Origin of the sequence: Nocardia sp. CA-136227 (genome assembly GCF_050955695.1) — a bacterium.
Classification (GTDB): Bacteria; Actinomycetota; Actinomycetes; order Mycobacteriales; family Mycobacteriaceae; genus Nocardia.
On sequence record NZ_CP192081.1, the window covers coordinates 3,018,454 to 3,041,091 of the forward strand.

The 22,638-nt window shown below is 66.9% G+C and carries 22 protein-coding genes, 5 tRNA genes and 2 pseudogenes; 16 read left to right on the forward strand and 13 right to left on the reverse strand.

Annotated elements, in window-relative coordinates; translation table 11 throughout:
- Positions 1 to 36 precede the first annotated feature (36 nt).
- The 3 genes from ACQP06_RS13835 to ACQP06_RS13845 form a co-directional block, all read right to left on the reverse strand.
- Positions 37 to 111: transfer RNA gene (locus ACQP06_RS13835), tRNA-Val, on the reverse strand.
- A gap of 26 nt (positions 112 to 137) precedes the next feature.
- A tRNA-Cys gene (locus ACQP06_RS13840) sits at positions 138 to 208 on the reverse strand.
- A gap of 23 nt (positions 209 to 231) precedes the next feature.
- Positions 232 to 304 (reverse strand) — tRNA-Gly (locus ACQP06_RS13845).
- Between the two features lie 373 nt (positions 305 to 677).
- Here ACQP06_RS13845 and ACQP06_RS13850 point away from each other — a divergent pair.
- Positions 678 to 749, forward strand: a tRNA-Val gene (locus ACQP06_RS13850).
- 89 nt (positions 750 to 838) lie between these two features.
- On the opposite strand, the pseudogene ACQP06_RS13855 reads toward ACQP06_RS13850, so the two are convergent.
- Positions 839 to 1,021, reverse strand: a pseudogene (locus ACQP06_RS13855) (glycerophosphodiester phosphodiesterase family protein); the annotation flags it as partial.
- A gap of 219 nt (positions 1,022 to 1,240) precedes the next feature.
- Between ACQP06_RS13855 and ACQP06_RS13860 the strand changes: the two are divergent.
- Entirely contained in the window at positions 1,241 to 2,482 is a 1,242-nt protein-coding gene (locus ACQP06_RS13860; RefSeq protein WP_433672584.1) for a cytochrome P450, read from the forward strand.
- Positions 2,483 to 3,206: 724 nt separating this feature from the next.
- Positions 3,207 to 4,988, forward strand: coding sequence for an alpha/beta fold hydrolase (locus ACQP06_RS13865; protein WP_433672585.1), 1,782 nt, complete (start codon positions 3,207 to 3,209; stop codon positions 4,986 to 4,988).
- 105 nt (positions 4,989 to 5,093) lie between these two features.
- Here the strand turns inward: ACQP06_RS13865 and ACQP06_RS13870 are convergent, their stop codons facing one another.
- Entirely contained in the window at positions 5,094 to 6,509 is a 1,416-nt protein-coding gene (locus ACQP06_RS13870) for an MFS transporter (protein WP_433672586.1), read from the reverse strand.
- A 61-nt stretch (positions 6,510 to 6,570) separates the two neighbouring features.
- Here ACQP06_RS13870 and ACQP06_RS13875 point away from each other — a divergent pair, with 61 nt between their 5' ends.
- A complete protein-coding gene (locus tag ACQP06_RS13875) occupies positions 6,571 to 6,984 on the forward strand; it encodes an STAS domain-containing protein (protein WP_433672587.1) in 414 nt (137 codons plus the stop codon).
- A 4-nt stretch (positions 6,985 to 6,988) separates the two neighbouring features.
- On the opposite strand, the gene ACQP06_RS13880 is transcribed toward ACQP06_RS13875, so the two are convergent.
- Positions 6,989 to 7,945 carry an RNA polymerase subunit sigma-70 gene (locus ACQP06_RS13880; RefSeq protein ID WP_433672588.1) on the reverse strand — a complete coding sequence of 319 codons (957 nt, stop codon included), beginning with the start codon at positions 7,943 to 7,945 and terminating at the stop codon, positions 6,989 to 6,991.
- A 463-nt stretch (positions 7,946 to 8,408) separates the two neighbouring features.
- Between ACQP06_RS13880 and ACQP06_RS13885 the strand changes: the two genes are divergently transcribed.
- On the forward strand, positions 8,409 to 8,696 hold the full coding sequence (locus ACQP06_RS13885; protein ID WP_379097259.1) for a hypothetical protein: 288 nt from the start codon (positions 8,409 to 8,411) through the stop codon (positions 8,694 to 8,696).
- Between the two features lie 94 nt (positions 8,697 to 8,790).
- Complete coding sequence (locus ACQP06_RS13890) at positions 8,791 to 9,297, forward strand: STM3941 family protein (protein ID WP_433672589.1); 507 nt, start codon at positions 8,791 to 8,793, stop codon at positions 9,295 to 9,297.
- On the opposite strand, the gene ACQP06_RS13895 is transcribed toward ACQP06_RS13890, so the two are convergent.
- Complete coding sequence (locus ACQP06_RS13895; protein WP_357094050.1) at positions 9,285 to 9,746, reverse strand: MarR family winged helix-turn-helix transcriptional regulator; 462 nt, start codon at positions 9,744 to 9,746, stop codon at positions 9,285 to 9,287. The two genes, ACQP06_RS13890 and ACQP06_RS13895, sit on opposite strands and share 13 nt — an antisense overlap.
- Before the next feature lie 96 nt (positions 9,747 to 9,842).
- Complete coding sequence (locus ACQP06_RS13900) at positions 9,843 to 10,415, reverse strand: hypothetical protein (protein ID WP_433672590.1); 573 nt, start codon at positions 10,413 to 10,415, stop codon at positions 9,843 to 9,845.
- A gap of 376 nt (positions 10,416 to 10,791) precedes the next feature.
- Between ACQP06_RS13900 and ACQP06_RS13905 the strand changes: the two genes are divergently transcribed.
- Both ACQP06_RS13905 and ACQP06_RS13910 read left to right on the forward strand, forming a co-directional pair.
- Positions 10,792 to 11,784 (forward strand): endonuclease/exonuclease/phosphatase family protein, encoded by a 993-nt coding sequence (locus ACQP06_RS13905; RefSeq protein ID WP_433672591.1) that lies wholly within the window; start codon positions 10,792 to 10,794, stop codon positions 11,782 to 11,784.
- A gap of 97 nt (positions 11,785 to 11,881) precedes the next feature.
- Positions 11,882 to 13,264 carry a cytochrome P450 gene (locus ACQP06_RS13910; RefSeq protein WP_433672592.1) on the forward strand — a complete coding sequence of 461 codons (1,383 nt, stop codon included), beginning with the start codon at positions 11,882 to 11,884 and terminating at the stop codon, positions 13,262 to 13,264.
- Here the strand turns inward: ACQP06_RS13910 and ACQP06_RS13915 are convergent.
- Together ACQP06_RS13915 and ACQP06_RS13920 are read right to left on the reverse strand one after the other, a co-directional pair.
- Positions 13,215 to 14,171: a terpene synthase family protein gene (locus tag ACQP06_RS13915; protein ID WP_433672593.1), complete on the reverse strand. Its 957-nt coding sequence runs from the start codon at positions 14,169 to 14,171 to the stop codon at positions 13,215 to 13,217. The two genes, ACQP06_RS13910 and ACQP06_RS13915, sit on opposite strands and share 50 nt — an antisense overlap.
- 125 nt (positions 14,172 to 14,296) lie before the next feature.
- A complete protein-coding gene (locus ACQP06_RS13920) occupies positions 14,297 to 14,521 on the reverse strand; it encodes a hypothetical protein (protein ID WP_357094063.1) in 225 nt (74 codons plus the stop codon).
- Positions 14,522 to 14,860: 339 nt separating this feature from the next.
- Between ACQP06_RS13920 and ACQP06_RS13925 the strand changes: the two genes are divergently transcribed.
- From ACQP06_RS13925 to ACQP06_RS13935, 3 genes are all read left to right on the forward strand, one after another.
- Positions 14,861 to 16,060, forward strand: coding sequence for a cytochrome P450 (locus ACQP06_RS13925; protein ID WP_433672594.1), 1,200 nt, complete (start codon positions 14,861 to 14,863; stop codon positions 16,058 to 16,060).
- Positions 16,061 to 16,173: 113 nt separating this feature from the next.
- Positions 16,174 to 16,245, forward strand: a tRNA-Val gene (locus ACQP06_RS13930).
- A gap of 86 nt (positions 16,246 to 16,331) precedes the next feature.
- The gene (locus tag ACQP06_RS13935; protein ID WP_433672595.1) at positions 16,332 to 16,847 is read left to right on the forward strand and encodes a hypothetical protein; all 516 of its coding nucleotides are present in this window, start codon (positions 16,332 to 16,334) and stop codon (positions 16,845 to 16,847) included.
- A 24-nt stretch (positions 16,848 to 16,871) separates the two neighbouring features.
- On the opposite strand, the pseudogene ACQP06_RS13940 reads toward ACQP06_RS13935, so the two are convergent.
- Positions 16,872 to 17,084: pseudogene (locus ACQP06_RS13940) on the reverse strand (PrgI family protein); the annotation flags it as partial.
- Between the two features lie 155 nt (positions 17,085 to 17,239).
- On the opposite strand from ACQP06_RS13940, the gene ACQP06_RS13945 reads away from it, so the two are divergent.
- Together ACQP06_RS13945 and ACQP06_RS13950 are read left to right on the forward strand one after the other, a co-directional pair.
- Positions 17,240 to 17,413, forward strand: coding sequence for a hypothetical protein (locus ACQP06_RS13945; protein WP_433672596.1), 174 nt, complete (start codon positions 17,240 to 17,242; stop codon positions 17,411 to 17,413).
- A gap of 14 nt (positions 17,414 to 17,427) precedes the next feature.
- On the forward strand, positions 17,428 to 18,102 hold the full coding sequence (locus ACQP06_RS13950) for a hypothetical protein (RefSeq protein WP_433672597.1): 675 nt from the start codon (positions 17,428 to 17,430) through the stop codon (positions 18,100 to 18,102).
- Between the two features lie 324 nt (positions 18,103 to 18,426).
- On the opposite strand, the gene ACQP06_RS13955 is transcribed toward ACQP06_RS13950, so the two are convergent.
- Positions 18,427 to 19,305 (reverse strand): hypothetical protein, encoded by an 879-nt coding sequence (locus ACQP06_RS13955; RefSeq protein WP_433672598.1) that lies wholly within the window; start codon positions 19,303 to 19,305, stop codon positions 18,427 to 18,429.
- Positions 19,306 to 19,836: 531 nt separating this feature from the next.
- On the opposite strand from ACQP06_RS13955, the gene ACQP06_RS13960 reads away from it, so the two are divergent.
- Entirely contained in the window at positions 19,837 to 20,286 is a 450-nt protein-coding gene (locus ACQP06_RS13960) for a DUF4822 domain-containing protein (RefSeq protein WP_433672599.1), read from the forward strand.
- Positions 20,287 to 20,522: 236 nt separating this feature from the next.
- Here ACQP06_RS13960 and ACQP06_RS13965 read toward each other — a convergent pair whose 3' ends face one another.
- The gene (locus ACQP06_RS13965; RefSeq protein WP_433672600.1) at positions 20,523 to 21,089 is read right to left on the reverse strand and encodes a hypothetical protein; all 567 of its coding nucleotides are present in this window, start codon (positions 21,087 to 21,089) and stop codon (positions 20,523 to 20,525) included.
- Between ACQP06_RS13965 and ACQP06_RS13970 the strand changes: the two genes are divergently transcribed.
- On the forward strand, positions 21,079 to 21,417 hold the full coding sequence (locus ACQP06_RS13970) for a hypothetical protein (RefSeq protein WP_433672601.1): 339 nt from the start codon (positions 21,079 to 21,081) through the stop codon (positions 21,415 to 21,417). The two genes, ACQP06_RS13965 and ACQP06_RS13970, sit on opposite strands and share 11 nt — an antisense overlap.
- 209 nt (positions 21,418 to 21,626) lie before the next feature.
- Entirely contained in the window at positions 21,627 to 22,379 is a 753-nt protein-coding gene (locus ACQP06_RS13975) for a hypothetical protein (protein ID WP_433672602.1), read from the forward strand.
- Positions 22,380 to 22,638 lie beyond the last annotated feature (259 nt).

The window sequence follows — 22,638 nt, forward strand, 5'->3', positions numbered from 1 at the left end:
GGCCCGGCGTGAGCCGGGCCTGATCTGGATGAAACGTGGTGCGCGATACTGGGATTGAACCAGTGACCTCTTCCGTGTCAGGGAAGCGCTCTCCCGCTGAGCTAATCGCGCGGGTCTTTATGCTCTTCAAAAAGAAGAGGCGGCGACGGGAATCGAACCCGTGTGCACGGCTTTGCAGGCCGTTGCCTCACCACTCGGCCACACCGCCAAGCAGGCCGTGTTGGCCCCTCGAGCGGATGACGGGATTCGAACCCGCGACCCTCACCTTGGCAAGGTGATGCGCTACCAGCTGCGCTACATCCGCATTTCGTCCCGGGCGCCTCTCGGCTGTCCCGCTGACGAGAGAGAACATTAGCCGACTATCTGCGCAGGTAACAAATCGCCTGGTAGATGGGGGTAAATATGAACTACAGGCATGTGGTTTCGCCGGTCGGCCCACGGACTCGGCGACCGGACGGACACGGATCGCCCATATCCCACCCCGTCTCGGCGACGCCCTCATGTCGCCCCGGCAACACCCCGGTGAAACCTCACCCGCCCCACCGCCCCCGATAACCTCAGTTTTACGCTGTTGTGCACGCGATTTGGTGTGACGGCAGCCGGGTGTGTAATCTTCATTCTCGTTCGAGCGGCACCGCAAACGCCGCTCCGAACAGTCGCCTCGGCGACAAGACCCCGGTTCTATAGCTCAGCGGGAGAGCACTCGCTTCACACGCGAGGGGTCGCTGGTTCGATCCCAGCTAGAACCACAACAAAAGCAGGTCAGCGCCCTAAAAGGTGCTGGCCTGCTTTTTTCGTGCCAGATATCAACCCTCGAAACGGGGTCCGTGCTGTCGTGGGTGACGACCTCGCGGCCGTCCTTGGTGATCGCGATATCCATCTCGAGGGTCGACACCCCGAGCTCGAGTGCCCGCGTGAACGCCGGGAGCGTGTTCTCGACCGTCAACCCGCGCCCGCCGCGATGGGCCTGCAGGTCGAAAGCAGCGGGTGGGTCCGCCGCGGCACCGCCGGGGAGGAACACCGTCCGTGGTGGCCAAGGTCAATGGGAGTAGAGGCCTACGCGCTCGCGCCCGCTGACCCGGACGTCAACGAGAACGATGACCTGGCCCACCGACCGCCGAAGCGGGCGATAGCCGTGCACGCGGGTGGCACACGTCGGTAGGGTGACCGTTCCGCGTCGGTCCGGGATGTGCGGTTTACGGCGGCGGGGGAGTGTTGTGCACCGCGTGAAGTGAGTTCGATGTCAGAGTCTGTGCCGTTCGTCCGTACCGGGGATGCCGGGCCGGCCGATCCGGGCGGTACCCGGGTACCCATGTACACCCCGGAATTCGCCGCCGACCCGCATCGCGCGTATCGCGAGATGCGGGAGAAGTACGGGTCGCTGGTTCCGGTCGACCTCGCACCGGGCGTTTCGGCCACCCTGGTGGTCGGATATCGCACGGCGGTAAGGATTCTCAACGATCCCGAGCGATTTCCCGCCGATCCGCGGGTGTGGCAGGCCGGGGTGCCCTCCGACTGCCCGGTACTGCCCATGATGCAGTGGCGGCCGAGTTCCCTGCGCACCACCGGGATCGAACATATGCGGTACCGGCAGGCCAATGCCGCCGCCCTGGCCGGAGTCGACCGATACGGGCTGCAGAGCGTCGTCGAACAGGTCTCGGTCTCGCTGATCAATTCGTTCTGCGCCTCGGGTTCGGCGGATCTGGTGCGCGACTACGCTTTTCCGCTCGCCTTCCAAGTGCTCAACCACCTGCTCGGCTGTCCGGTCGACCTCGCCGGGCAGGCGGCGCAGGGCTTTCGCGCGATCTTCGAGGGCATCGGCGCCGAACAGGGCAACATGCTGTTGGCCGACGCCCTGCACCAGCTGACGTTGCGCAAACGAACCCATCCCGCCAACGACGTCACCACCCGCATGCTCCACCACTCCGCCGAACTGACCGATATCGAGATGGTGCACCAACTGGTCACCCTCTACGGCGCGGGCATCGAACCGCAACAGAATCTGATCGTCAACACCCTGCTCCTGCTCCTGGTGGACGACCGGTTCGCCGGCAGTGCCCTGGGCGGCAGCCTCTCCACCCGCGACGCCCTCGACGAAGTGCTCTTCGACGACCCGCCGATGGCGAACTTCTGCATCAGCTACCCGCCCCGCTCCGTCCTCATCGACGACTGCTGGCTGCCCGCCCACCAACCCGTCGTCATCAGCATGGCGGCCTGCAACACCGACCCCGAGATCCGCAGCGGCCAATCGACCGGCAACAGATCCCACCTGGCCTGGAGCATCGGCCCCCACGCCTGCCCTGCGAGCTCCCTCGCCTACCTGATCGCCCAGGAAGCCGTAGACCAACTCCTCGACGCCCTCCCCGAAATCCGCCTGGCCCTCCCCGCCCCCCAATTATCCTGGCGCCCAGGCCCATTTCACCGAGCCCTCGCCTCCCTCCCCGTCACCTTCACCCCCGCCCCACCCCTCCCCGAAACCTGACCACGCCCAGCCGCGTCGATTCGGCACAACGGGAGGGCGACACGCTGATGTAGTCCCACGCTGGTCCGGGGAAACCCCGCCCCGGACAGCCGCTTCGGCGGCGGCCAGACTCGAAGAACCCAAGTCGCGTCGGTGGCCCCGCGGATGATCACCGTGGTCGTTCCCGATCACGTCCTGCCCAGCACGAGAGCCCGGCTTCGGTGATCGAACAGCGTGTGTTCCGACGGCCGGTGGATGGGCCGGGCAGTGATGGGTGCGGCGCCGAATCCTCCGCACATACGGTGCCACCGTCGGATTCGACAGATGAATCCGTGGGTCAAGCCCTTGCTCGTGTGCTGAGTGTTCCGACCGGCTTGATCCGTAACTGCGGTCCGTGGGCCGTGGGATGGTTCGGGTTGATCATGGTTAGGACCACCGAGAAGAGCAGGCCACACCTCGAGGTGTGGCCTGCTCTTTTGTGTCCGGGGGCAGGATCGGCGGCGATTGCTTTGTTTGGATGTCCCGACTGGTCATCGCGACCAGTCGGTTGAATCCAGTCCATTGTTCGCCGGGGATGCTCGGTGAAATGTGTTCTGCGAGAGCGTGAGTCGCGGTATGTTTCGCTGGTTCGCCACGCGCTCGTATGGTTCGCTCCTACGATGAATCAGTGCCGGATGCGTTTCCTGGCACAGGTTTTCACCATTTTCATCATGCACGACATGAGTGGAATCGGGGTGTGTCGATAGTGACCGAGCCTGTCCAGAACGTAACCAATGAAACCCTGGAAAGTATTGCGGCCAATGGCATGTGGGCCGATGGTCTGACCTTCACGCCGGAGGTGGTGCAGGTCGCGCGGGCGCTGCTGGCGGCGGTGCGCGGGGTCGCGCCGGCCGGGGTGCTGCCGCCGGAGTTGCATGAGGTGGTGGATACCGTCCGGGGTGGCGCCGGGGTGGAGATCACGCAGATTCCCGGGGCCGACGGGGTGCTGTTGTCGGCGTTGACCGTGAAGCTGAACGGGGACGAGCCGCGTCCGGTGGTGGTGGTGCCGGCGGGGTGGAGTCCGCTGGGCTGGCTGCCGTTCGTGTGGACCTATCTGACATTGGCCGTGGCGGGTTATCACGTGCTGGCCTACACGCCGCGCGGTCTCGGCACGCCGGGTGAGGTCACCACGTCGCAGGGGTTCATCGACGTCGCCGGTGAGAAGGACCGGGCCGACGGCCACCGCGTGCTGGACTACGCGCGGGAACTGTTCGGGCCCGGTCCCGTCGGCATGCTCGGCGAGTCCTACGGTTCGGGGCTGAGCCAGTTGATCGCGGCCACCGACCCGGGGGAGCGGGTGTCGGCGGTCGTCGCACTGAGCACCTGGGGCAACCTGGCCACGTCGCTGTACGACAACGGAACCCGGCACCTGGCCGCGATGCAACTGCTGGTCGATTTCACCGGTGGCACACGCGAGGAGAAGTTCGACCCGGACACCCTCCGGATCCTCGACCTTTTCGAGCGGGGCGAGAACATGGACGAGGTCGTGGCCTGGGGGCTGGACCGCTCGCCGGAAACCTTCGTCGAGCTGACCAACTCTCGCGGCATCGCCACGTTCATGTCGAACACCTGGCACGAGACCCTCTTTCCGGTCAACGAAGTGCTCGACACGTTCAACCGGTTGACCGTGCCGAAGCGACTCAACGTGTGGATCGGCAATCACGGCGCACCCGAAGCCGCCGGACTGGTCGGAATCCCATTGGGATTCCCCTTCCCCGGCCTGCTCACGCCGATGCGAGAAGCGCGTGACTGGTTGGACATTCACCTGCGGGGCATCGACCGCGGCCCATCCGAACCGGTCAGCGATCAGATCATGTTCACCTACCGCACCCAGCCGATCGCCGGTGGCGCGCAACGGATCACCGAACCCGCGCCACGGGAAGCCAAGCTCGACTGGAGCGAGGTCAGCACCGAAACCGAACGCTGGTACCTCGGTAACGGCGGCGCGGACGGCACCCTCGTGCCGAAGCCGGAAACCGGGTGGACGCGCAGCTTCACCGTCGGCGACAAGGACTCCGCGGCCACCTCGGCCACCGCGGTCGCCGAGTTCCTGAAGACCGGGCAGCGGGAGTGCTACGGCAATCCGCAGCTCTATCAGGTCGGGGACTTCGAGCGGGACCGCCTGCTGATCTGGCAGTCCGAAGCGCTGACGGGTGGTCGCCGCGTGCGCGGCATCCCGGCCCTGCGCCTGTCGGTGGGCAGCACGGCCTCGGCGGCCACCCTGGTGGCCTACCTGTTCGATGTGGCCCCCGACGACACGGCCCGGATCATCACCCACGAGCCCTGCACGGTGCTCGAGCTGGGTCCGGGGGAGCAGCGCGTCGTCCGCTGGCGCCTGCAAGGCGCCTGCTACGACATCCCGGACGGGCACCGCCTCGCACTGGTCGTCAACGGCTACGACAAGCTCTACTCCTACAGCCCGCCCGGCACCACCACCATCACCTCACCTGAGTACTCCGAGTCCTACCTGGACCTCGAACTCGGCTGAGCAGTCCCGCCTCTCGCGCGTCCGGTGTGGATCGACGATCCTCGATCCACACCGGACACAGCTCTACTTCTTGCCGGATGCCGCGCCGGACCATCAGCCCGAGAATTAGAGCGCCTCCACCACGACGGGCGCGGTTGTGCGAGCAGAGCGTTCGGCGCGGCGCACCACGGCGACCGCCGTCACGACCGCGGCGACGCTGAACCCGGCCGCCACCAGCGACCCGCGCTGGAATCCCGCCGTCACTGCCGCGGCCGGGCCGGTCGACACGCTGCGGCCCACCGCGATCGCCACTGCCGCCACGATGGCGATACCGAGCGACCCGCCGATTTCGCGCGCCGTCTCCACCATGCCGCCCGCCAAACCGCTGACCTTCTCCGGGATTCCGATGAACGCGGCGACCTGGAGCGAGGTCTGGGACAGCCCGATGCCGATTCCGACGGCGACGAAGCCGGGGAACAGATCCGGCCAGTACGCGGCATGCGCAGGTATCCGGGCGAGCCACAGCAGCCCGGCCGCCGCGATCCCCTGCGCCAGCGCCAGCGACCATCCCGCACCGAGTCGAGTGAGCGCGACGGGTGCGATGCCCGCCGCGGCCACCACGGCGGTCACCGCGATCGCGAGATAGGCGAGCCCGGTGCGCAGGGCCGAGTATCCGAGCGCCTGCTGCATGAGCAGCGACGCCTGGAAGATGGTGGCGAAGAAGGCGGCGAACACCAGTGCCGCAACGAGATTCGCGGCATTCAAGGTCGGACGCCGGAACATCGACAGCGGCACCAGCGGCGACGCGGATCGAGATTCGATGGCGGCGAACGCGGCCAGCAGCGCGCACCCGGCGATCAGGAAGCCCAGCGTCGTGGCCGAGGTCCAGCCGTGATCCACGCTCTTGTTGATGGCGTACACGAACGCGGTGAGCCCGGCGGTCACCGTGACCGCCCCGGCGATGTCGAACGGTCCCCGGTGGATCTGCCGGTCGGCGGGAACATATCTCGGGATCAGCGCGACCATGCCGGCCACGATCGGAACATTGATGAAGAAGATCCACTGCCAGCCCGGCCCCGCGGTGAGCGCGCCGCTCAGCACCACCCCGACCGAGGCGGCACTGCCGCCGGCGGCGCCGAACACGCCGAGCGCCTTGTTTCGGGAGGCCCCTTCGGGGAAGGTCGCGACGACCACCGCCAGGGCGGCCGGAGCGGCGAGTGCCGCGCCCACGCCCTGTACCGCGCGTGAGGCGACCAGCGGGGCGAACGATCCGGACAGCCCGGCGGTGAGCGAGGCGCCCGCGAACAGTGCCAGACCCGTCTGCAGGATCCGGCGGCGGCCCAGCAGGTCACCGGCGCGACCGCCGAGCAGGAGCAGGCCGCCGAGCAGCAGCCCGTAGGTGATGACCACCCATTGCAGATCACCGGCGGCCAGGCCGAGATCGGATTGGATGGACGGCAGCGCGACATTCACGATCGCGATATCGAGGGTGACGATGAATTGGGCGCCGCACATCAATGCGAGGATCGCTCCCGGCTTCATGGTGGTAGGCGGCCGCATCGGTGGTGCGGATTGCCCTACTGGGGAATGTGTTTCGTTGACCATGCTCCTGACAACCGGCCGGGCGCCGGAAACTCGTCGCGGCAGTGCGCTCGGGCCGCGACGAGTTTCCGAGGCCGTGACGGTGGTGCACGGTATGTACTTCGAACAGGCATCGCCGTCCGGTGGCGGCATCGTGGTGCTGGCCGGCGAGCCCGATGCGGGCCGCACCGCCGCGTGGTGTGCCCGCGTCAGCGCCCTGCGCGCCGACGGGCACCGCGCGATTCTGTGTGATGTGCGCGCACTTTCGGGTTGCGCGTCGGCGGTGGTGCAGGCGCTGGCACGAATCGCCCTGACGGCCAAGCGCTCCGGATGCCGGTGCGTGCTCGTGGGTGCGGATGATCGCCTGCTGATCCTGCTCGACCTGGCGGGACTGAGCGAGGTGTTCGACACCGCCGCGCCCGACTGCGGTGGGTGAACCATCAGTCCAGCTGGTGCGGTAGCCCGAAGGCCCCGAACAGTTCCGGTTGCAGGAAGGTGTGCAACCGCGCGATCTGACCGCCCGAGCACTCCAGCACCTGAATGGCGAAGGCGGTCATCCGCCCGTCGGTCTCCCGGTACAGTGCGGCGGCGGGACACCCGTTGGCCTGGATCGGAATCAATCGCTTGCGACGGCATCCGATATCGGATCCGATCAGCCAGCGGCGGAACGATTCCCGGCCGAACAGCCAGAACGCGACCGGCGGCATGTCGACGATCGCGTCGTCGCGCAGCAGCGACACGATACCGGCGATGTCGAATCGCTCGAAGGCGGCGACATAGCGTTCGAGTAGACCGGTGTCGATCGGATCGAGCGGCCGCGCGCCGCCGGCTCGCTGTGCCTGCGCCAGTGCCGCCCGGGCCCGGCGCAGCATGCTGTTGACGGCGTCGACGCTGAGATCCAGCAGTTCGGCCACCTCGGCGGCCCGCCAGCACAGTACGTCCCGCAGGATCAGGACGGCGCGCTGGCGCGGCAGCAGATACTGCAGGGCGGCGACGAAAGCGAGCCGGACCGACTCGTTCGACACGGCCTGCTCGGACGGATCGACGGTCGGGCTGCTCGGGAACGGCTGCACCCAGGTCGACTCCGGCAGCGGGGCGCCCAGCTCGCCGCGCGGGTCGGCCGCGGCGACCAGATCCATCGGCAGCGCCCGCCGCCGCCGGTCGGCGCTCGCGTCGATGCAGACGTTGGTGGCGATGCGGTAGGTCCACGGCCGCAGGCCCGCCGGATCGTTGAGCCGGGCCGCGGACCGCCACGCTCGCATCATCGTCTCCTGCACCGCGTCCTCGGCCTCCAGCACCGAGCCGAGCATGCGATAGCAGTAGGCGAGCAGGGCCGGTCGCAGCTCGGCCAGCGCATGCTCGACCGCGGGCGCGGCGAGGTCAGACGTCTGGTTCATGCGATTCTCCTCGCGGTCCGGGTGCCCGCGTCCTCGCACGGAACACCTTCGACTGATATGACCGCGCCGACCGCCGAAATTCGTCGCGGTTCCGAGAATGCATCTGTGAGGGCGGACGGACGCGTCGGACGGATTGCTCAGCGCCGCGGGCGTCGGCCTGCTCGACGCGGTCCTCGTTGTCGGCGAGGTTCCGCAGGCGTCGCATCTCCTGGACGCCGGGCCATTCTGCGCTGCCCGTGGTGACGAACGTGGTGATGATCCGGTCCAGGAGACTCACAAGTCACCACCTGCGGCGAGCCGGTCGGATCGAATGGAAGCGTCGCGCGTCGGGACGACGTGACGGCAGGACGGTTCGAAGAGCGCATAGTCCAGCCTGTCGCCCTTAGAAATGTGGTCGTTTCACCCGTTGTCTCGGCGACTACTGTTGCGGCTCTCTGGTTTTCGCAACGAAAGATGGATCTGTATGACGCACGTTCTGGTGAAATCGGCCGTGGCGGTGGGCTTCTCCGGTGGTCTCCTGCTCTCGGGGCCGGGAGCGGCTGCCGCGGACGTGCCGACCGGCGCGCCCATCGCCGACGCGGGATCGGCCACGCTCGCGCAGACCGGGTTCGGCACCGGCTCGGCGGGACTGGATCTGGCGACGGCGATGCTGCTCTGCAAGCTGACCGGTGGTGACTACCGGCTCTCGATCGGCATGTTGACCGGGCCCAGCGGCTGCCTCGGCGGGCTGCTCGGGATTCCGAAGCTCTAGCCGCGACCCGGCGTGGGATGCGCTCGGTTTCTCCCGGCGGTGCGGGTGACGCATACTGACGCCGTAGCGGTGAGGGCTAGTCAGGTGGAGTGTGGTGACTGAATCCGACGGGCGGGGCGGAAAGCTGGAGACGACAACGGTTTACAAGTCGTCGATACTGCGCACGCTGCTGCTGGCGGCGGGGGCGGGATTCTTCGTCCTGGTGGGGTGCGTGCTCATGCTGACCACCGAGGCGAGCTCGATGGTCGTGGGCGCGATGGCGTTCGTGTTCTTCGGCTCGTGCTGGGTGCTGCTGGTGCTGCAACTGCCGCGGCGGAAGCCGGAGCTGGTCATCACCGATCGGGGCTTCACGCATCGCCGGCTGGGGTCGGTCGACTGGGCCGACGTCGACCGGGTGCAGGTGTCGAGCATCGGCGGGCAGGCGTTCGTCGATGTGGCGCTGCGGGATCCGGCGGCGTTCCTGGCCCGCTCCTCGCTGCTGATTCGCGTGCTCGGGCGGCTGAATCAGGGCTTCGGCTTCAGTCCGGCGGTGTTCTCCACGCAGACGATGCCGGCCTCACCGGACGAGGTCGTCGCGGCCATGCGGCATCACCGCGGGTAAGGATCCATATCGCGCAGCCGTTCCCGGTGCACGCGCTGCAGTTCGCCGACCCGGCCCAGGAATCCCGCGATCAGTTCGAGCTCGTCGAGGTCGTACCAGTTCAGCATCATCTTGAAGCTCTCCTCGGCGAGCGGGCGGATGAGCTCGCGCACGCGGCGCGCGGTCAGATCGGTGGCCACCACGATCACGCGGCGGCGATCGGTGGGGTGCAGTGAGCGCGTGACATAGCCCTGCTTCTCGAGCCGATTGAGCAGGACGGTGGCGCCCGCGGCGGTCAGGCCGAGCCGTTCGGCAAGCATGCCCGGTGTCGTCGACCGTCCGCCGACGAGGACGATTTCCAGTGCGCGCCGGTCGGTCTCGTTCACCCCCAGCAGGCGGAGCAGTTCACGCGCCAGATCCTCGACCGTTCCGTGGTAGAGCTCCAGGGCTTTTCGGAGCTCCACTGCCATCCGAGCGGGTTCGGTGGACAATACAGGGACCCCATCCGATGGGCGGAACCTGAACCGGGCTGGCGGAAACAGCCCGGTCCAGGCATTTTCACGAACTCAGCTGACGGTCGTGGTGGTCAGCGTGGGGGACGGGTTCGGGTAGCACGACGTCGCCACATTGCCGATGAACCCCACCTTGGTCGTCATGGTCATGCCCGGGTTGGCGAAACTGGTCCCCGCGTACTTGCTGGTGATCGGGGTGCCCGGGCTGCCGGCCGTGACATTGATGGTCACCGCCGGCGGGGTGAAGCTGGTGCCGCCCGCGATCGGACCCGGCACGGTCAGAACGACGTTCCCGCCCGAGGTGGACACGGTGCCGGCCACGGTGCCGCCGGAGGCGGTGGCCGAGACCAGCGTCGAGTTCGCCGGGGTCGGGAAGGTCATCTTCAGGTTGCTGATGTTCGTCACGGAGAAGCCCGAGGCCGAACTGGGGACCGTGGAGGAGCCCGGGGTGAGGGTGATGGCCACGGCCGATCCCGACGCCGCCGAGCCCGGCGCGGTGCCGGTGACCGTGGTGGTCATGCTCGAGGTCTGGCCGATGCCGAAGATCGTGCCCTGGCAACTCCAGTTCACGGTGACGGGCGCCGCATTCGCGGGCGCGGCCAAACAGAAAACAGTGGCCAGAGCCACCGGAGAAACAATACCGGCGCGAAGCAGTGTGGAGGCGGTCGTTCTCATAACTAACTCCCGAAATAGTGAAGCAACAGCGCGTTCCCGGTGGGGTGTGCCGCAACTTCAGGGGTTTGAAATGTAACCTGTTCGCATCATGCGGCGGCTGGTATTCGAAATAACGGTTTGGTATCGATGGCCGGTCAGGGGCCAGTTCTGGCAGATCGTTAACTGCAATTAGATATTTACGGTGGAAAGTTAATTTCATCAAGACTTCGACGCCATTCGATCGAACTCGGCGAGTATCCGGCAACAATCTTAATTGTCGGAAATAGGGGCGGTTTTCGTGGATCGGACCGGCATCGCGTAGCGTGATCGGCGAATAGGGGAGGACTGAATGGTCAACGCGTTGGGGCAGCAGCAGGCTGCCGTCGAGCCGATCGCACGCCGCCGCGGCCTGCTCCGGTGGGTGCTGCCGGTGCTCGGATGGCTGCTGCTCGCCGCGGGCGTGGCCGGAATCGGGCTGCACTACAACTCACGGGTATGGGAACCGGCCGTGCTGGCGGCATCGTTCGCGTCGTACCTGATGGTCTGCGCGCTGGTCGCGGTTCTGGTGCTCGGACTGGCCCGGCGGTGGGTGAGCGCCGCGCTGGCCGTCCTGGTCTCGGCCACGGCGCTGTGGTCACAGGCGCCGATGCTGTGGCCGGACGGGAGTGCCCCGCCCGGTACGGATCTGGTGATGATGCAGTCGAACCTGCTGTTCGGCCACGGCTCGGCCGCCGCGGTGGTGCGGGCGGTGCGCGAGCGCGAGGTCGAGGTACTGACCGTCGAAGAACTGACTCCGGAACTCCTGAGCAAGCTCGACGCCGCGGGACTGGCCGACCTGCTGCCGCACCGGTTCACCGCGCCCTCCTCCAGCGCTGGACAGGGCACCGGCATCTTCAGCCGCTACCCCTTGGAGGACGGCGTCAAGTTCGACGGCTTCTGGCTGAACAATCTGCGTGCCACCATGATTCACCCCGGCCGCGGCCCGGTGACGGTGTTCGCGCTGCACCCGATCCCGCCGACGTTGAACGCCGGGGTGTGGGCGCACGAACTCGGCCGCATCCGGGACATCCTCGACCAGGCGACGGGCCAGGTCGTGGCCGGCGGCGACTTCAACTCCACCTACGACCACGCCGCCTACCGAAACCTGGTCAGCGGCCGCTTCGCCGACTCCGCCGAACTCCTCGGCGTCGGCGCCCTCCCGACCTGGCCGACCGACCGCCGGTGGGGACCGGTGATCGGCATCGACCGCATCCTCATCGCGCAGGGACACGCGGTCGCCCTGTCCTCGTACACGATTCCGGACACCGATCATCGTGCGGTGATCGCGCGACTTCGCCTCTGACCCGAGCGGCCGGCGTTCGGCGGTTTCGCGGTCCGGGCGCAAATCCCCAGCGTAGAATCGCCTTTCGGGAGTGCCTCCGCCAATCCTGGGAGTCGCCATGACATTCCCGTCGGGGATCGCCGCCGTTCCGCATCGACTGCCATTGCTGGGCCATATGGTGACGTTGCTGCGCGACCCGCTCGGATTCCTGAGTTCGCTGCCCGCGCACGGGGATCTCGTGCGGATCGGCCTCGGCCCGGTCGACGCGGTGGCCGTCTGCGATCCGGGGCTGACCCAGGAGTTGTTGCGGCGGGACCGGGTCTTCGACAAGGGCGGGCCCCTGCTGGATCGGGTCCGTGAGGTCCTCGGCGACGGGTTGGTCACCTGCCCGTACGCCCTGCACCGCCGCCATCGGCGACTGGTGCAGCCGGCCTTCCATCCGAGCCGGACCGCCGAGTACGCGGCGGTGATGAGCCGGTGCATCGCAGAGATCGTCGAATCCTGGAACGACGGCCAGGAGCTCGATATGAAATCCGAACTCCACGCGATGACCTCGGCGGTGACGGCGGCGACGCTGTTCACCCATTCGGTCCCGCAACCGGTCCTGCGGCAGATGCTGCGGGACGTCGACTTCGTCGTGCGGATGCTGATGGCGCGCACGCTCTTACCGGCTCCGCTGCTGAAGGTTCCGACCCCGGGCAACCGGGCCTACGAACGTGCGATCACCGACCTGCGTGCGGCGCTGGCCGAGATCATCACCGCGCGTCGGCGGGCGGGGGCCGATCAGGGGGATCTGCTCTCGGCGTTGGTCGCCGCACAGGACGAGGATGGGGGCGGGCTCAGCGACCTCGAGATCAGCGATCAGGTCATCACCTTCTTCGTGGCGGGCACCGAAACCACGGCGACCGCGCTCGCGTGGGCGCTGAGTCTGCTCGACGCGCATCCTGCTGTCGCGGAACAGCAACGGGCGGAGGTTGATTCGGTGTTGGCCGGACGGACCGCGAGCTATGGCGACCTACCCCACCTGCCGGTGACCGGCCGGATCATCACCGAAACTCTGCGGTTGCGTCCGCCGGTCTGGTTCGTGACCCGCACGGTGGGGGAGGACACCGAACTCGGCGGCCACGCGCTGCCGGCGGGCACCACGGTGTTGTACAGCGCCTTCACCATTCAGCACCGGGCCGACCTGTACCCCGATCCCGAGCTGTTCGACCCGAATCGGTGGGCGACCACCGGAAGATCCACGGCCCGTGGCGGTTTCCTGGCCTTCGCGGGTGGTGCGCGCAAGTGCATCGGTGAGGACTTCGCCATCACCGAGATGACGCTTGCGCTGGCGACCATGACCGCCCGCTGGCGACTGCATGCCCTGCCCGGGACCGATGCTCGACCGGCACTGTCGGCGACCTTGCAGCCCCGAGGGCTGCGGATGCGCGTCAACTCCGCGGTCTCGGCTACTCCTGAGCGCCGAATGGAAGCCGGGAATACCGACCGGACTTCATGATCCAGGCGATGTGCCCGCTGACCCACTCGCAGACGCCACGACTGAAGTCGGCGGCCGGAGTATCCGGGAATTGCGCGAATCCTTCCGACTCCGCCACCAGAGTCCGCATCCGGGAATCCCGGAGCTCCAGCACCAGTGCGCTCGCGGCGGCGATGTCGGGCGTGCCGTGCAAGGCCGCCGCGGTGATCCCGTTGATCGGAAACTCCTCGCCGGGACCGCTTTCCCGGGCATACGACAGCAGATCGTTGTCGAGGTCGGCGAGATCGGCGGCCGCCTTCACCAGCCCGGTCATCCGGTCGCCGCACATGACCTCCGCGGGGACCTCGCGGCCCAGACTGATGTCGGTCAGCATGAGGCACGCGACATTCGCTCCGCCCAGCCTGCGCAGATGGACGTAGGAGTTCAGCGGCGGCAGGGATCCGGCCTGTCGCCGCCCCGCCTCCCAGAGTTTGGTGAGCAGGTACTTCTCGGTGTCGTCCGCCCAGCGGCGGCGCTGGACCGGGGAGCCCATCGCCGCGACCCGGCCGTTCAGGTCGCGCAGCGCTCGCGCGACCGGCACCACAGGGTTGTCCGCCGGGGATTCCAGCACGTGGACGAGGTCGCCGATGATCGAACTGAATTCGACCGGGTCGCTGCCGATTCGGTTCGCGTCGCAGTACAGATCGTCGAACGCGAACAGCCAGGTGATGAAGTCGGTCGCCAGCTGTGTGCCCTCGCGGGTTCCGCGGGGATAGGTGTAGGACCCCAGCGCGGCCGGTGCGCCCGAACGGAATTCGGCTCGCCGGTGCGGCGGCAGCACGTGGTGCGCGTCGAGCCAGGCCATGCTGTCGGCTTCGATCCGCGTCAGCATCGGATGCACCGAGCTTTCCAGTGGACACCACAATTCCCGATCGCCGACGGCCGTCATCGCGGACTCCCCACAGACTGGACGGGCAGTTCGAATGCCAGTCGCACTCATGATCCACGATCAGGGTTCCGTCGACAGGCGAAATGGCCGGTCCGCCAAGTGGACCGGCCATTCGCGTCACCGGGTCAGCGATGCTGGAGCTTGCGCTTCATCTCCTTGTCCAGGCCCTGTGCGTCCGACCGTGCCTGCTGGGCTTCCCGTTTGATGCCGGCGCCCAGGCGGTCCATGTCGCGCCGGGCGTCGTCGGCCATCTGGTCCATGTCGGATTCCATGCGCTGCGCCTGGCCCTTCATGCCCTTCTTGGCCTTGTCGGCGATCTGGCTGGGTTTTCGGCCGTGCTTGCTAGACATTCCAACCTCCGAATTGGTAGGTCTCGGGTCCGAACTGAAGGAAAAAGGGACGCGTCCGCGTCCGCCGAATCTCCGAGCGCTGTCGACCGGCGTTCACCAACCGGGCGGGAACGCCGACAGCCGGGATATCGCAGCAATTGTCGAGCAACAATTGTGCCTCGTAGAGCCTGCTCCTGCGGCTCGCCGCTGTCAATCACTTTCGCGAAATCGGTCTCTGAGCGCGGGGTCGTCGAAACGGTGCGCGCCGATGCGGCCGCGTCGGTAGTGTTGATCTTCCGCATCCGGGATGTGCGCTGTTCGGCGGCGGTGGAGTGTTGCGCACCGTGTGAAGTGGGTTCGATGTCAGAGCAAGTCGGTACGCGCGTACCGATGTACACCCCCGAGTTCGCCGCCGACCCGCATCGGGTCTATCGCGAGATGCGGGAGCAGTACGGGTCTTTGGTTCCGGTGGAGCTCGCGCCGGGGGTGCCGGCCACGCTGGTGGTCGGATATCGCACGGCGGTAAGGATTCTCAACGATCCCGAACGGTTCCCCGCCGATCCGCGGGCTTGGCAGGCGGGCGTGCCCGCGGACTGCCCGGTGCTGCCGATGATGCAGTGGCGGCCGAATGCGTTGCGCAACGCGGGATCCGAGCACGCGCGGTACCGGCAGGCCAATACCGCCGGGCTCGCCGGCATCGACCATTTCGGGTTGCAGGGCACCGTCGAGCGGGTCGCGGTGTCGCTGATCAACTCGTTCTGCGCGGCCGGATCGGCGGATCTGGTGCGCGACTACGCTTTTCCGCTGGCCTTCCAGGTGCTCAACACCCTGCTCGGATGCCCGGTCGAGATCGCGGCGCAGGCAGCAGAGGGGTTCCGCGCCATCTTCGAGGGCGTCGGCGCCGAACACGGCAACAAACTGCTCATCGACGCCCTGCTGCGGCTGACACACCACAAACGCGCCCACCCCGCCCAGGACGTCGCCACCCGCATTCTGCACCACCCCACCGGCCTCACCGACACCGAGATGGTGCACCAGCTGGCCACCCTCTACGGCGCGGGCATCGAGCCGCAACAGAACCTGATCGTCAACACCCTGGTCCTGCTGCTCCTCGACGACCGCTTCCGCGGCAGCGCCCTCGGCGGCAGCCTGTCCACCCGCGACGCCCTCGACGAAGTCCTCTTCAACGACCCGCCGATGGCCAACTTCTGCATCAGCTTCCCGCCCCAGCGGGTCCTCATCGACGACACCTGGCTCCCGCCGCACCAGCCGGTCGTCATCTCCATGGCCGCCTGCAACACCGACCCCACCATCCGCGGCGCCGGGTTCTCCGGCAACCGCTCCCACCTCGCATGGGGCGTCGGCCCCCACGCCTGCCCCGCCAGCTCCCTCGCCTACCTCATCGCCCAGGAAGCCGTCGACCAACTCCTCGACGCCCTCCCCGAACTCCACCTCGCCGTCCCCGCCCCCGAATTGTCCTGGCGCCCAGGCCCCTTCCACCGCGCCCTCCTCGCCCTCCCCGTCACCTTCACCCCCACCCCACCCCTCCCCGAACGCTGACCTCCCCGCCACCCGGGCGTCGATTTGGCAAACAGGCGGGGTAACGCGCTAGTGTTGTCTCACTCCGACACGGGAAACCCCGAGCTGGACAGCCGCTTCGGCGGCGAGACCCCGGTTCTATAGCTCAGCGGGAGAGCACTCGCTTCACACGCGAGGGGTCGCTGGTTCGATCCCAGCTAGAACCACCGAATTAGTATCAACCCGAACCGGGTTGATTGGGCCCCTGCCCGGCGATTTTTCGTCGGGCAGGGGCCCGTTCGCGTGTGTGGGGGTGTTGGCGACGTTCGTGTCGGCCGTGATGGGGTCGGTGGTGGGTTGGGGGATGCGGAATACCGGGACGACGGTGTCGGGGCCGGTGATCTTGATTTCGGCGATGAGTGTCTTGATCAGGGCCTTGCGGGTCTGGTCGGTGCCGGAACTGATGAGGTCGCTGATGTGGTCGGCGATTTCGGTCAGGGTCGCGGGTTCGGGAATTTCGGGGACGGCTGCGATGGTGGTGATGAGTTCGTCGCGGCGAGCGGTGAGCTGGTGGCAGGTGTCGCGCAGTTCGGTGAGTCGCGGCCCGACCATTATGGGGTCCATCGTCCCCGTTCTCGAACGCGGTGAGGTAGCGGTCGATTCTTGCGTTCGCATCGGTGATCTTGGCGCGCACCGCGGCCAGTTCGGCTTCGTGGGTGTCGTTTTCGGAGATGGTTGCTGCGCAGCCGATTGCGGCCCCTTGGTGGCGCGGGCGGTGAGCCAGCGTGGGGGCGAGGACAATCCGTGCGGGGCGGCGACGAGGCGGTGACGGATCGCGGGCGACCAGCAGCTGGTCACCGGACAGGCTTTCGCGGCTGGTGAGCACCAGACCGGTGACCAGCGCACCGATCGGCACCGCACCGGCGACGAAGACCGGCGGGGCAATGACGGTGCGGGTGAGCAGCCAGCCCGCATACAGCGCCAGGGCGGTGGCGGCGAGGATCACGAGCTGGCGGGCGGTGAATGGGCCGATGAGGCGGTCGCGGCGATCGACATCGGCGGGAATGCGTGCGGTGACTGCGCCCCGGCGGGCACATCGTCATCACCGCCCGCCCCTGGCGCGAACGCACCGAACTGGTCGACCTGCCTTCGCACCTACTCACCTGCGCGGCGCTAGCTGGACTCGAACCGGTCGAACGCTGCGTGGCCCTACTCGGGAGGGTGGGCGAGAGCGAGCTCATCGCCCACAGCAGCTTCTTCCAACGCGACCTGATCACCAAGAAGCGCGCCGCCGGCCTTCCCGTCCAGTTGATCGCCCACGAGGACGTACTCGTTCTGGAAAAAGTTGCCGGACAACGGAATACAGGAATCATTTCGCAAGATTGGGCAGCCTGAACACTACTCGCCCCGTGCCCGACCGCTGCCCGAACTGTGTCGTTTCGAGTCGGGCCGCGGTCGGTCATGATGATCTGTACGAGGCGGCGCTGTTCACGATCCTTTTGTCAGCGGCGGAAAAGGCCGGAGGCACTGTTCTGGTGACCAATGACGGCCGGACACCCGCTGTAGATGTCAGGTTTCGAACGAGGCCCGGAACTCTCACGTCACGCGAGGAGTACACCTTCGCTGTCGTGACCTTCCCTCCGACCTCCCAGCGGTGCGAGCAGAAGCTCGAAGTGCACCTCGGCGTTAAGTTCCCGGGTCGCTCTGGTGTTTGCCATGAGTGTGACATCGCGATCTTCACCCGCGCGGAAGCCAATCGGGTGCGTGCGGGGAAACGTCCATTCCCGTCGAGGCGAGCGCTGATCGCCGCGGTCGAGGCCAAACTCCTGGTTCGGGGCCCGGAACTGGGAGATGGCCGCAACCTGATTGGCCTCAGATCAGAATTGCATAGTGGCCGCTACTGTCTGGTCGCGCCGACCAACGGCTCAGCTACGTTGCGCACCCTTCTTTCACGCTGGGCGTGCGGGTTTTCGGAGAACCTGATCCCGGGTTCGCCAAATGCGCTCAAGCTCGAAGATGAAGTACGCGAGGTACTTCAGGAGTGGCTGAGGCGTAGGCGTACGCGCGTGACGGCGGCAGTATGACCACAACCTGGAATCTGCAGTGGCACTTGTGGCCGTTTCGAACTCCGCACTGTCCGGCGAGGAGACTGTGCACGGTTGACGCGCCCGCTGGATGTCTCGGATGAATCCGCAGTTCAAGCCCTCGATCGCGTGCTGCGTGTACCGACCGGCTTGATCCGCAATTGCGGCCCATGGGCCGTTGGGTGGTTCGGGTTGATCATGGTTAGGACCACAGAACAGTGAACCCGCAGGCTATCGACCTGCGGGTTCACTGCTTTCGTGTAGTTGTCCGTGCTGTTCCCGCGCGGAACAGCCCAGGGTTCAGCAGTTTCCGGCCCGGCCGTGTCAGCCGAAGAACACGCTGATGAGGGACACTTTTCCGATGATGTTTCCTTGGGCGTAAGAGTCTCCCGAGAGTACTCCGGCCCCGGGTCGAGCTTCGCAGAAGACCCACGCGCCGACGTTGATGTTGTAGGTGCGGCCCGCGACCATCTGCCAGGTGATCTCGATCGTTTCGCCGAGACCGCTGCCTCCGCTGTCCCCGCTCGCGGACTCGCCGCCGCTCTTGCGGCTGCGCCAGCGCTTGTCCTCGACGAGCTGGAGGAATCGGCCGTCCTCGAAGACGGCCATATCCATGCCGCCCTCCGAGGTCGCGCTCCCGCCGAACAGGGCGCCCGACACCAGATAGTCCCACGATGAACTCCGCAGCGATCTGGTAGTCGCCCTCGCCGTCCGATCCGCGACGAAGCTCACGCCGAAACCCGCGTGCCCGCCGCACCGGCCATTGGTTCCGACCCCGATGGAGACATCGCCGGTCTGGACGTCGGTGCTCGAGCGGGACGGTTCTTCGCCGTCATGCCACTTCCAATCGAACTGGAACGGAAGCACGAAGATCCGATCGCCGGATCGCAGCGTCGGGCCGTCGAAGTGGATGGGAAGGTCGCTGGGCCGGATCGGGTCCGTCAGCTTCGCGGCCCGGGCCTCGATGTGCATCTTCCGGCGCTCCGCGGCGACCTGGAGGGCCTTCGCCGCATCCGGGTCGGCCTCGGCAATTCTCGCTAGTGGCGCGTGCGCCGCGACGGTGAGTTCGACCTCCTCCGCTCTGTCGTGCAGTGTCGCCTTATCCGCGCCGATGCGGGCGATATGGGTCGCGACAGAGGATTTCGTGATTTCCCGTTGCGCCTCGGTCATGCCGTCCGGGAAGTTGATGTGTGGATTCGACATCGACGTGCCTCCTGAGGATCCCGTCGCGTGTCCGTTGCCGGGACCCTGAACCCCCGACAGCCCTCGCAATCAGCAAGTCACGCATTGCGAATGGGCGTCTTCGCCGGCCTATGACACACGTTTTCGAGCCGCCACGATCGTACATCTCCGCCGTATCGTGGAAGTTCGTTTTCTCGCCGCGCGACGTGCTCTGCCATTGGTCAGCGCTGTGGCCGTGGGGAATTCTGCACTGTGTCTGCGCGTGCCCGCTCGCGACGCCGCGGTTCCGCAGCAGTCTCCTTCTCCAGATCTTCACGGGTGGCGGTGATTCTCGACCTGAGTGACTCATCGAGATGTGGCGGGTCACGCGGGCGAGGTCAAACCATCAGCGTGTGCAGGTGTAGCCGATCGGTCGATGCGCGGGACCCGGGCCGATTCCTACCGTTGAAGACGTGAACATCACTTCGCTGATCTCCCGCCACCGCCGCCTTCGCCGCGCCGGAGGCCCCGGGTATCACCGCGGTCGCTCAGGACGAGGAGTCGCCGTCGGCCGTGCTGGCCTCCACCCCGTGGAAGACCACCGACGCCCTCGACCAGAACGGCAACCACGTCGCCCTCGACAACCCGGCCGTGTCGAACTTCGTGGGCTGGGCCTACTTCAAGGGCGACGGGACGTTCACCATGTTCAACCTGAACGACACTCCGAAGATGCACGGTGACTGGACTGTCGCCCCTGACGGCTCGTCGCGTTGGATCGCCGCCAAGAACGACGCCGGTGCCGTCCTGTTCACCCGCGTGGTCCCGATCGTTCAGCTCGACAAGCACGCCTTCACGTACCGCGTCACCCCGAACGCCGCCGACCCGGGCGTCTACTTCGACATCGTCCACACCCCGACCAACCACGCCGAGCCGGGCACCGATGACCGCGGCCCGGGCGCGCACGGCACGCAGGGCAACCAGGGCGAGGGCGGCTACCACCACAACAACGGCAACCAGCACTGACCTGCGGCCTCACACCACGAACCCGGTCCTTCCGAGAGGAGGGGCCGGGTTCGCTGTATGCCGAGCGGAGGCCGGTGGGTTCAGGGGCGGCGGATGCCATTTGCTCATTCCGCTGCTGACACAGGGGGATTCGGGGATCGGCCTGCTACGGTGGCGGCGGAAGTGCAATCCTCCGCCATCGCAGCTGCGGCAACACTTCACTCTCGAACTGTGGGCGGGTCTGCGCGCCCGGTCACTCAACAGCCGGTGAAGTATTTCTTCAACCGGTCCGGAACCCCGTCCTGTTCGGCCTTGGCCCAGCACACGTTATGCGGGAAGCCGACGTAGGTGGTCCACCCGGACGCCGTGTGCCGCACGACGCGCTGACTGTCGCCCTGCACGTCCCAGGCGATGACGGCCCAGTTGCCGTCGCATCCGGTGACCGTCGCGGCGGCGCCGCTGAGCCGGGATTCGACCTTCAGATCGTGGTTGATGGTCTGCTGCGCGCACACCGGATCGGGCGCCGGATCCTGGAATCGCAGCTTCCCGGTCACGGACTGACCGTCAGTCTCCACGAATACGGTGTGCATGCCCTCCGGCACCGGATTCGTGCCCGGCACCGTATCCATGTTCAACCCGTAGCACCCCACCGGAACCGTGAACACGGCCTGCCCGCTGAGGTCGGTGACGCCGTCGAACCGCCGCACCTCCGGCGTCCCCTCGGCTCGATCGTGCCCGGCCGGATCGCACGGCTGATACAGCCGGAGATGCACCGGCACATAGGGAACCGCCACGCCCTTCAGTGTCGCGGTCTTGACGGTCACCGTGCCGCTGCCCTGCACCGCCGCCGTGGTGGTCGCCGGCGGCTTGGTCGTGGCCGGTCCGTTCCCGGTGGCGGCGGGCGGCTGTGACGCCGTCGTCGTGGTCGCTGGCGGCTTGGTCGTGGCCGGTCCGCTCCCGGCGGTGGCGGGCGGCTGCGACGGCCCGGCCGGGCTCGTCACCGGCGTGGAACCGCTGCCCGCCGAACTCGATACGCCGCTCCCGGAGCTCTCCCTCGATGCCCCTGGATCACATGCGGCCACCAAAGCCAGCGCGCCGAGCATGATTCCGATTCGCCGCAATCCTCGCGTACGCATCACCGCTACCTCCTGACGAACTGTTCGATATCAACGTATCCCATTGCGGCAGAGCACCATTACACCCCCAAGCAGGTGTCAACTCAGGGTGGGGGTCCGAGTAGTCGGCGTGAAAGGTATTGAGCCGCATTTCGTTCCGTCCCGAACGGGCACGGCTACGTCGTACTCCGCTCGTACCTCCGGAGCACACTGTTCGCCGGATCTCCGCATGTCCTTGGGAACAAGTTGTGCATCTACCTCGACGGTGCTCGCGAATGGCATCCCGGACAAGGCATGTGGGGTCTTCTCAACCACTTGTGGGGCTGGTTGCGCGCCGCGGCGGCAGCCGAATTCGACGCTGCTGACGCGTTGTACCACCCTGTGGGCGGGATGATCCACTACACGCCGGGCGCACCGACGATCGTGCTGCGACAGCCGGTCGATGGTTCACGTGCGGTCAGGCGAATTTGGGTGACTCCTCGTTCCGGGACGCGTATCGACGTTTCCATCGGTGGGTCTCCCGGCGACCACGCTGCCGTACTCGTCAACCTGAGCACGGCACGGCCACTCGGCGCCGGGCAGACGTTGGGCGAACTCTACGGAACGATGGCCATCCACCCTGGTTCGGTCTGCGGACCATTCAGGGCGTTGCTCAACCACAGCTGGCCGAAGCTGGAGACGACGCTGGCCGCACTGGCCGTCGCCGCCGCCCGCAATCCGGTCGACGCCGACCTCTACCTGCTAATTTCGGTTCCTCACATCGCCGGCGGCGCGTCGACGATTCTCGCAGGCCGACTCGACGCTGCCTCCTCTGCACAGCTACGCGCACTTGCCATTGAACGCGGACCCGGAGCAAGCATCGGCCTGAGCGATCTCAGTGGCGACCCTAGCCCTCCTTCGTCCGCGGCCTGCGCCGCGATCAGGACGCCGTCAGCGCCGGTCTCACCCTGCCTTGGAGCAGCGGACCGGTTGAAGGCCACGTCAACCGGATCAAGATGATCAAGCGCTAGATGTTCGGCCGCGCCAAACCCGATCTTCTCCGGAAGCCGATTCTTTTGAGCGACTGAACAACCCGACCAGGCGGAATCACGGAATTCGTGCCAGATCCAAGGTTCGACCGGAGTTGACAGTGCCGCGCGGGTGTACTTGGCGGAGGTGCTGTTACCTCTGTGCAAACTCGCGCGAGTGCAATCTGTTTCGTCGATTGCATGCTTGGCTTCGGAGAAGAGGGCAACTCGATCTAGGCTGGCGGGCAGTA

Excerpts from the sequence above, each read along its gene's own strand:
- ACQP06_RS13860 (WP_433672584.1), top strand. The coding sequence starts at position 1,241 with ATGTCAGAGTCTGTGCCGTTCGTCCGTACCGGGGATGCCGGGCCGGCC.
- ACQP06_RS13870 (WP_433672586.1), bottom strand. The coding sequence starts at position 6,509 with ATGAAGCCGGGAGCGATCCTCGCATTGATGTGCGGCGCCCAATTCATC.
- ACQP06_RS13875 (WP_433672587.1), top strand. The coding sequence starts at position 6,571 with ATGCTCCTGACAACCGGCCGGGCGCCGGAAACTCGTCGCGGCAGTGCG.
- ACQP06_RS13880 (WP_433672588.1), bottom strand. The coding sequence starts at position 7,945 with ATGAACCAGACGTCTGACCTCGCCGCGCCCGCGGTCGAGCATGCGCTG.
- ACQP06_RS13885 (WP_379097259.1), top strand. The coding sequence starts at position 8,409 with ATGACGCACGTTCTGGTGAAATCGGCCGTGGCGGTGGGCTTCTCCGGT.
- ACQP06_RS13895 (WP_357094050.1), bottom strand. The coding sequence starts at position 9,746 with ATGGCAGTGGAGCTCCGAAAAGCCCTGGAGCTCTACCACGGAACGGTC.
- ACQP06_RS13905 (WP_433672591.1), top strand. The coding sequence starts at position 10,792 with ATGGTCAACGCGTTGGGGCAGCAGCAGGCTGCCGTCGAGCCGATCGCA.
- ACQP06_RS13910 (WP_433672592.1), top strand. The coding sequence starts at position 11,882 with ATGACATTCCCGTCGGGGATCGCCGCCGTTCCGCATCGACTGCCATTG.
- ACQP06_RS13915 (WP_433672593.1), bottom strand. The coding sequence starts at position 14,171 with ATGACGGCCGTCGGCGATCGGGAATTGTGGTGTCCACTGGAAAGCTCG.
- ACQP06_RS13920 (WP_357094063.1), bottom strand. The coding sequence starts at position 14,521 with ATGTCTAGCAAGCACGGCCGAAAACCCAGCCAGATCGCCGACAAGGCC.
- ACQP06_RS13925 (WP_433672594.1), top strand. The coding sequence starts at position 14,861 with ATGTCAGAGCAAGTCGGTACGCGCGTACCGATGTACACCCCCGAGTTC.
- ACQP06_RS13955 (WP_433672598.1), bottom strand. The coding sequence starts at position 19,305 with ATGTCGAATCCACACATCAACTTCCCGGACGGCATGACCGAGGCGCAA.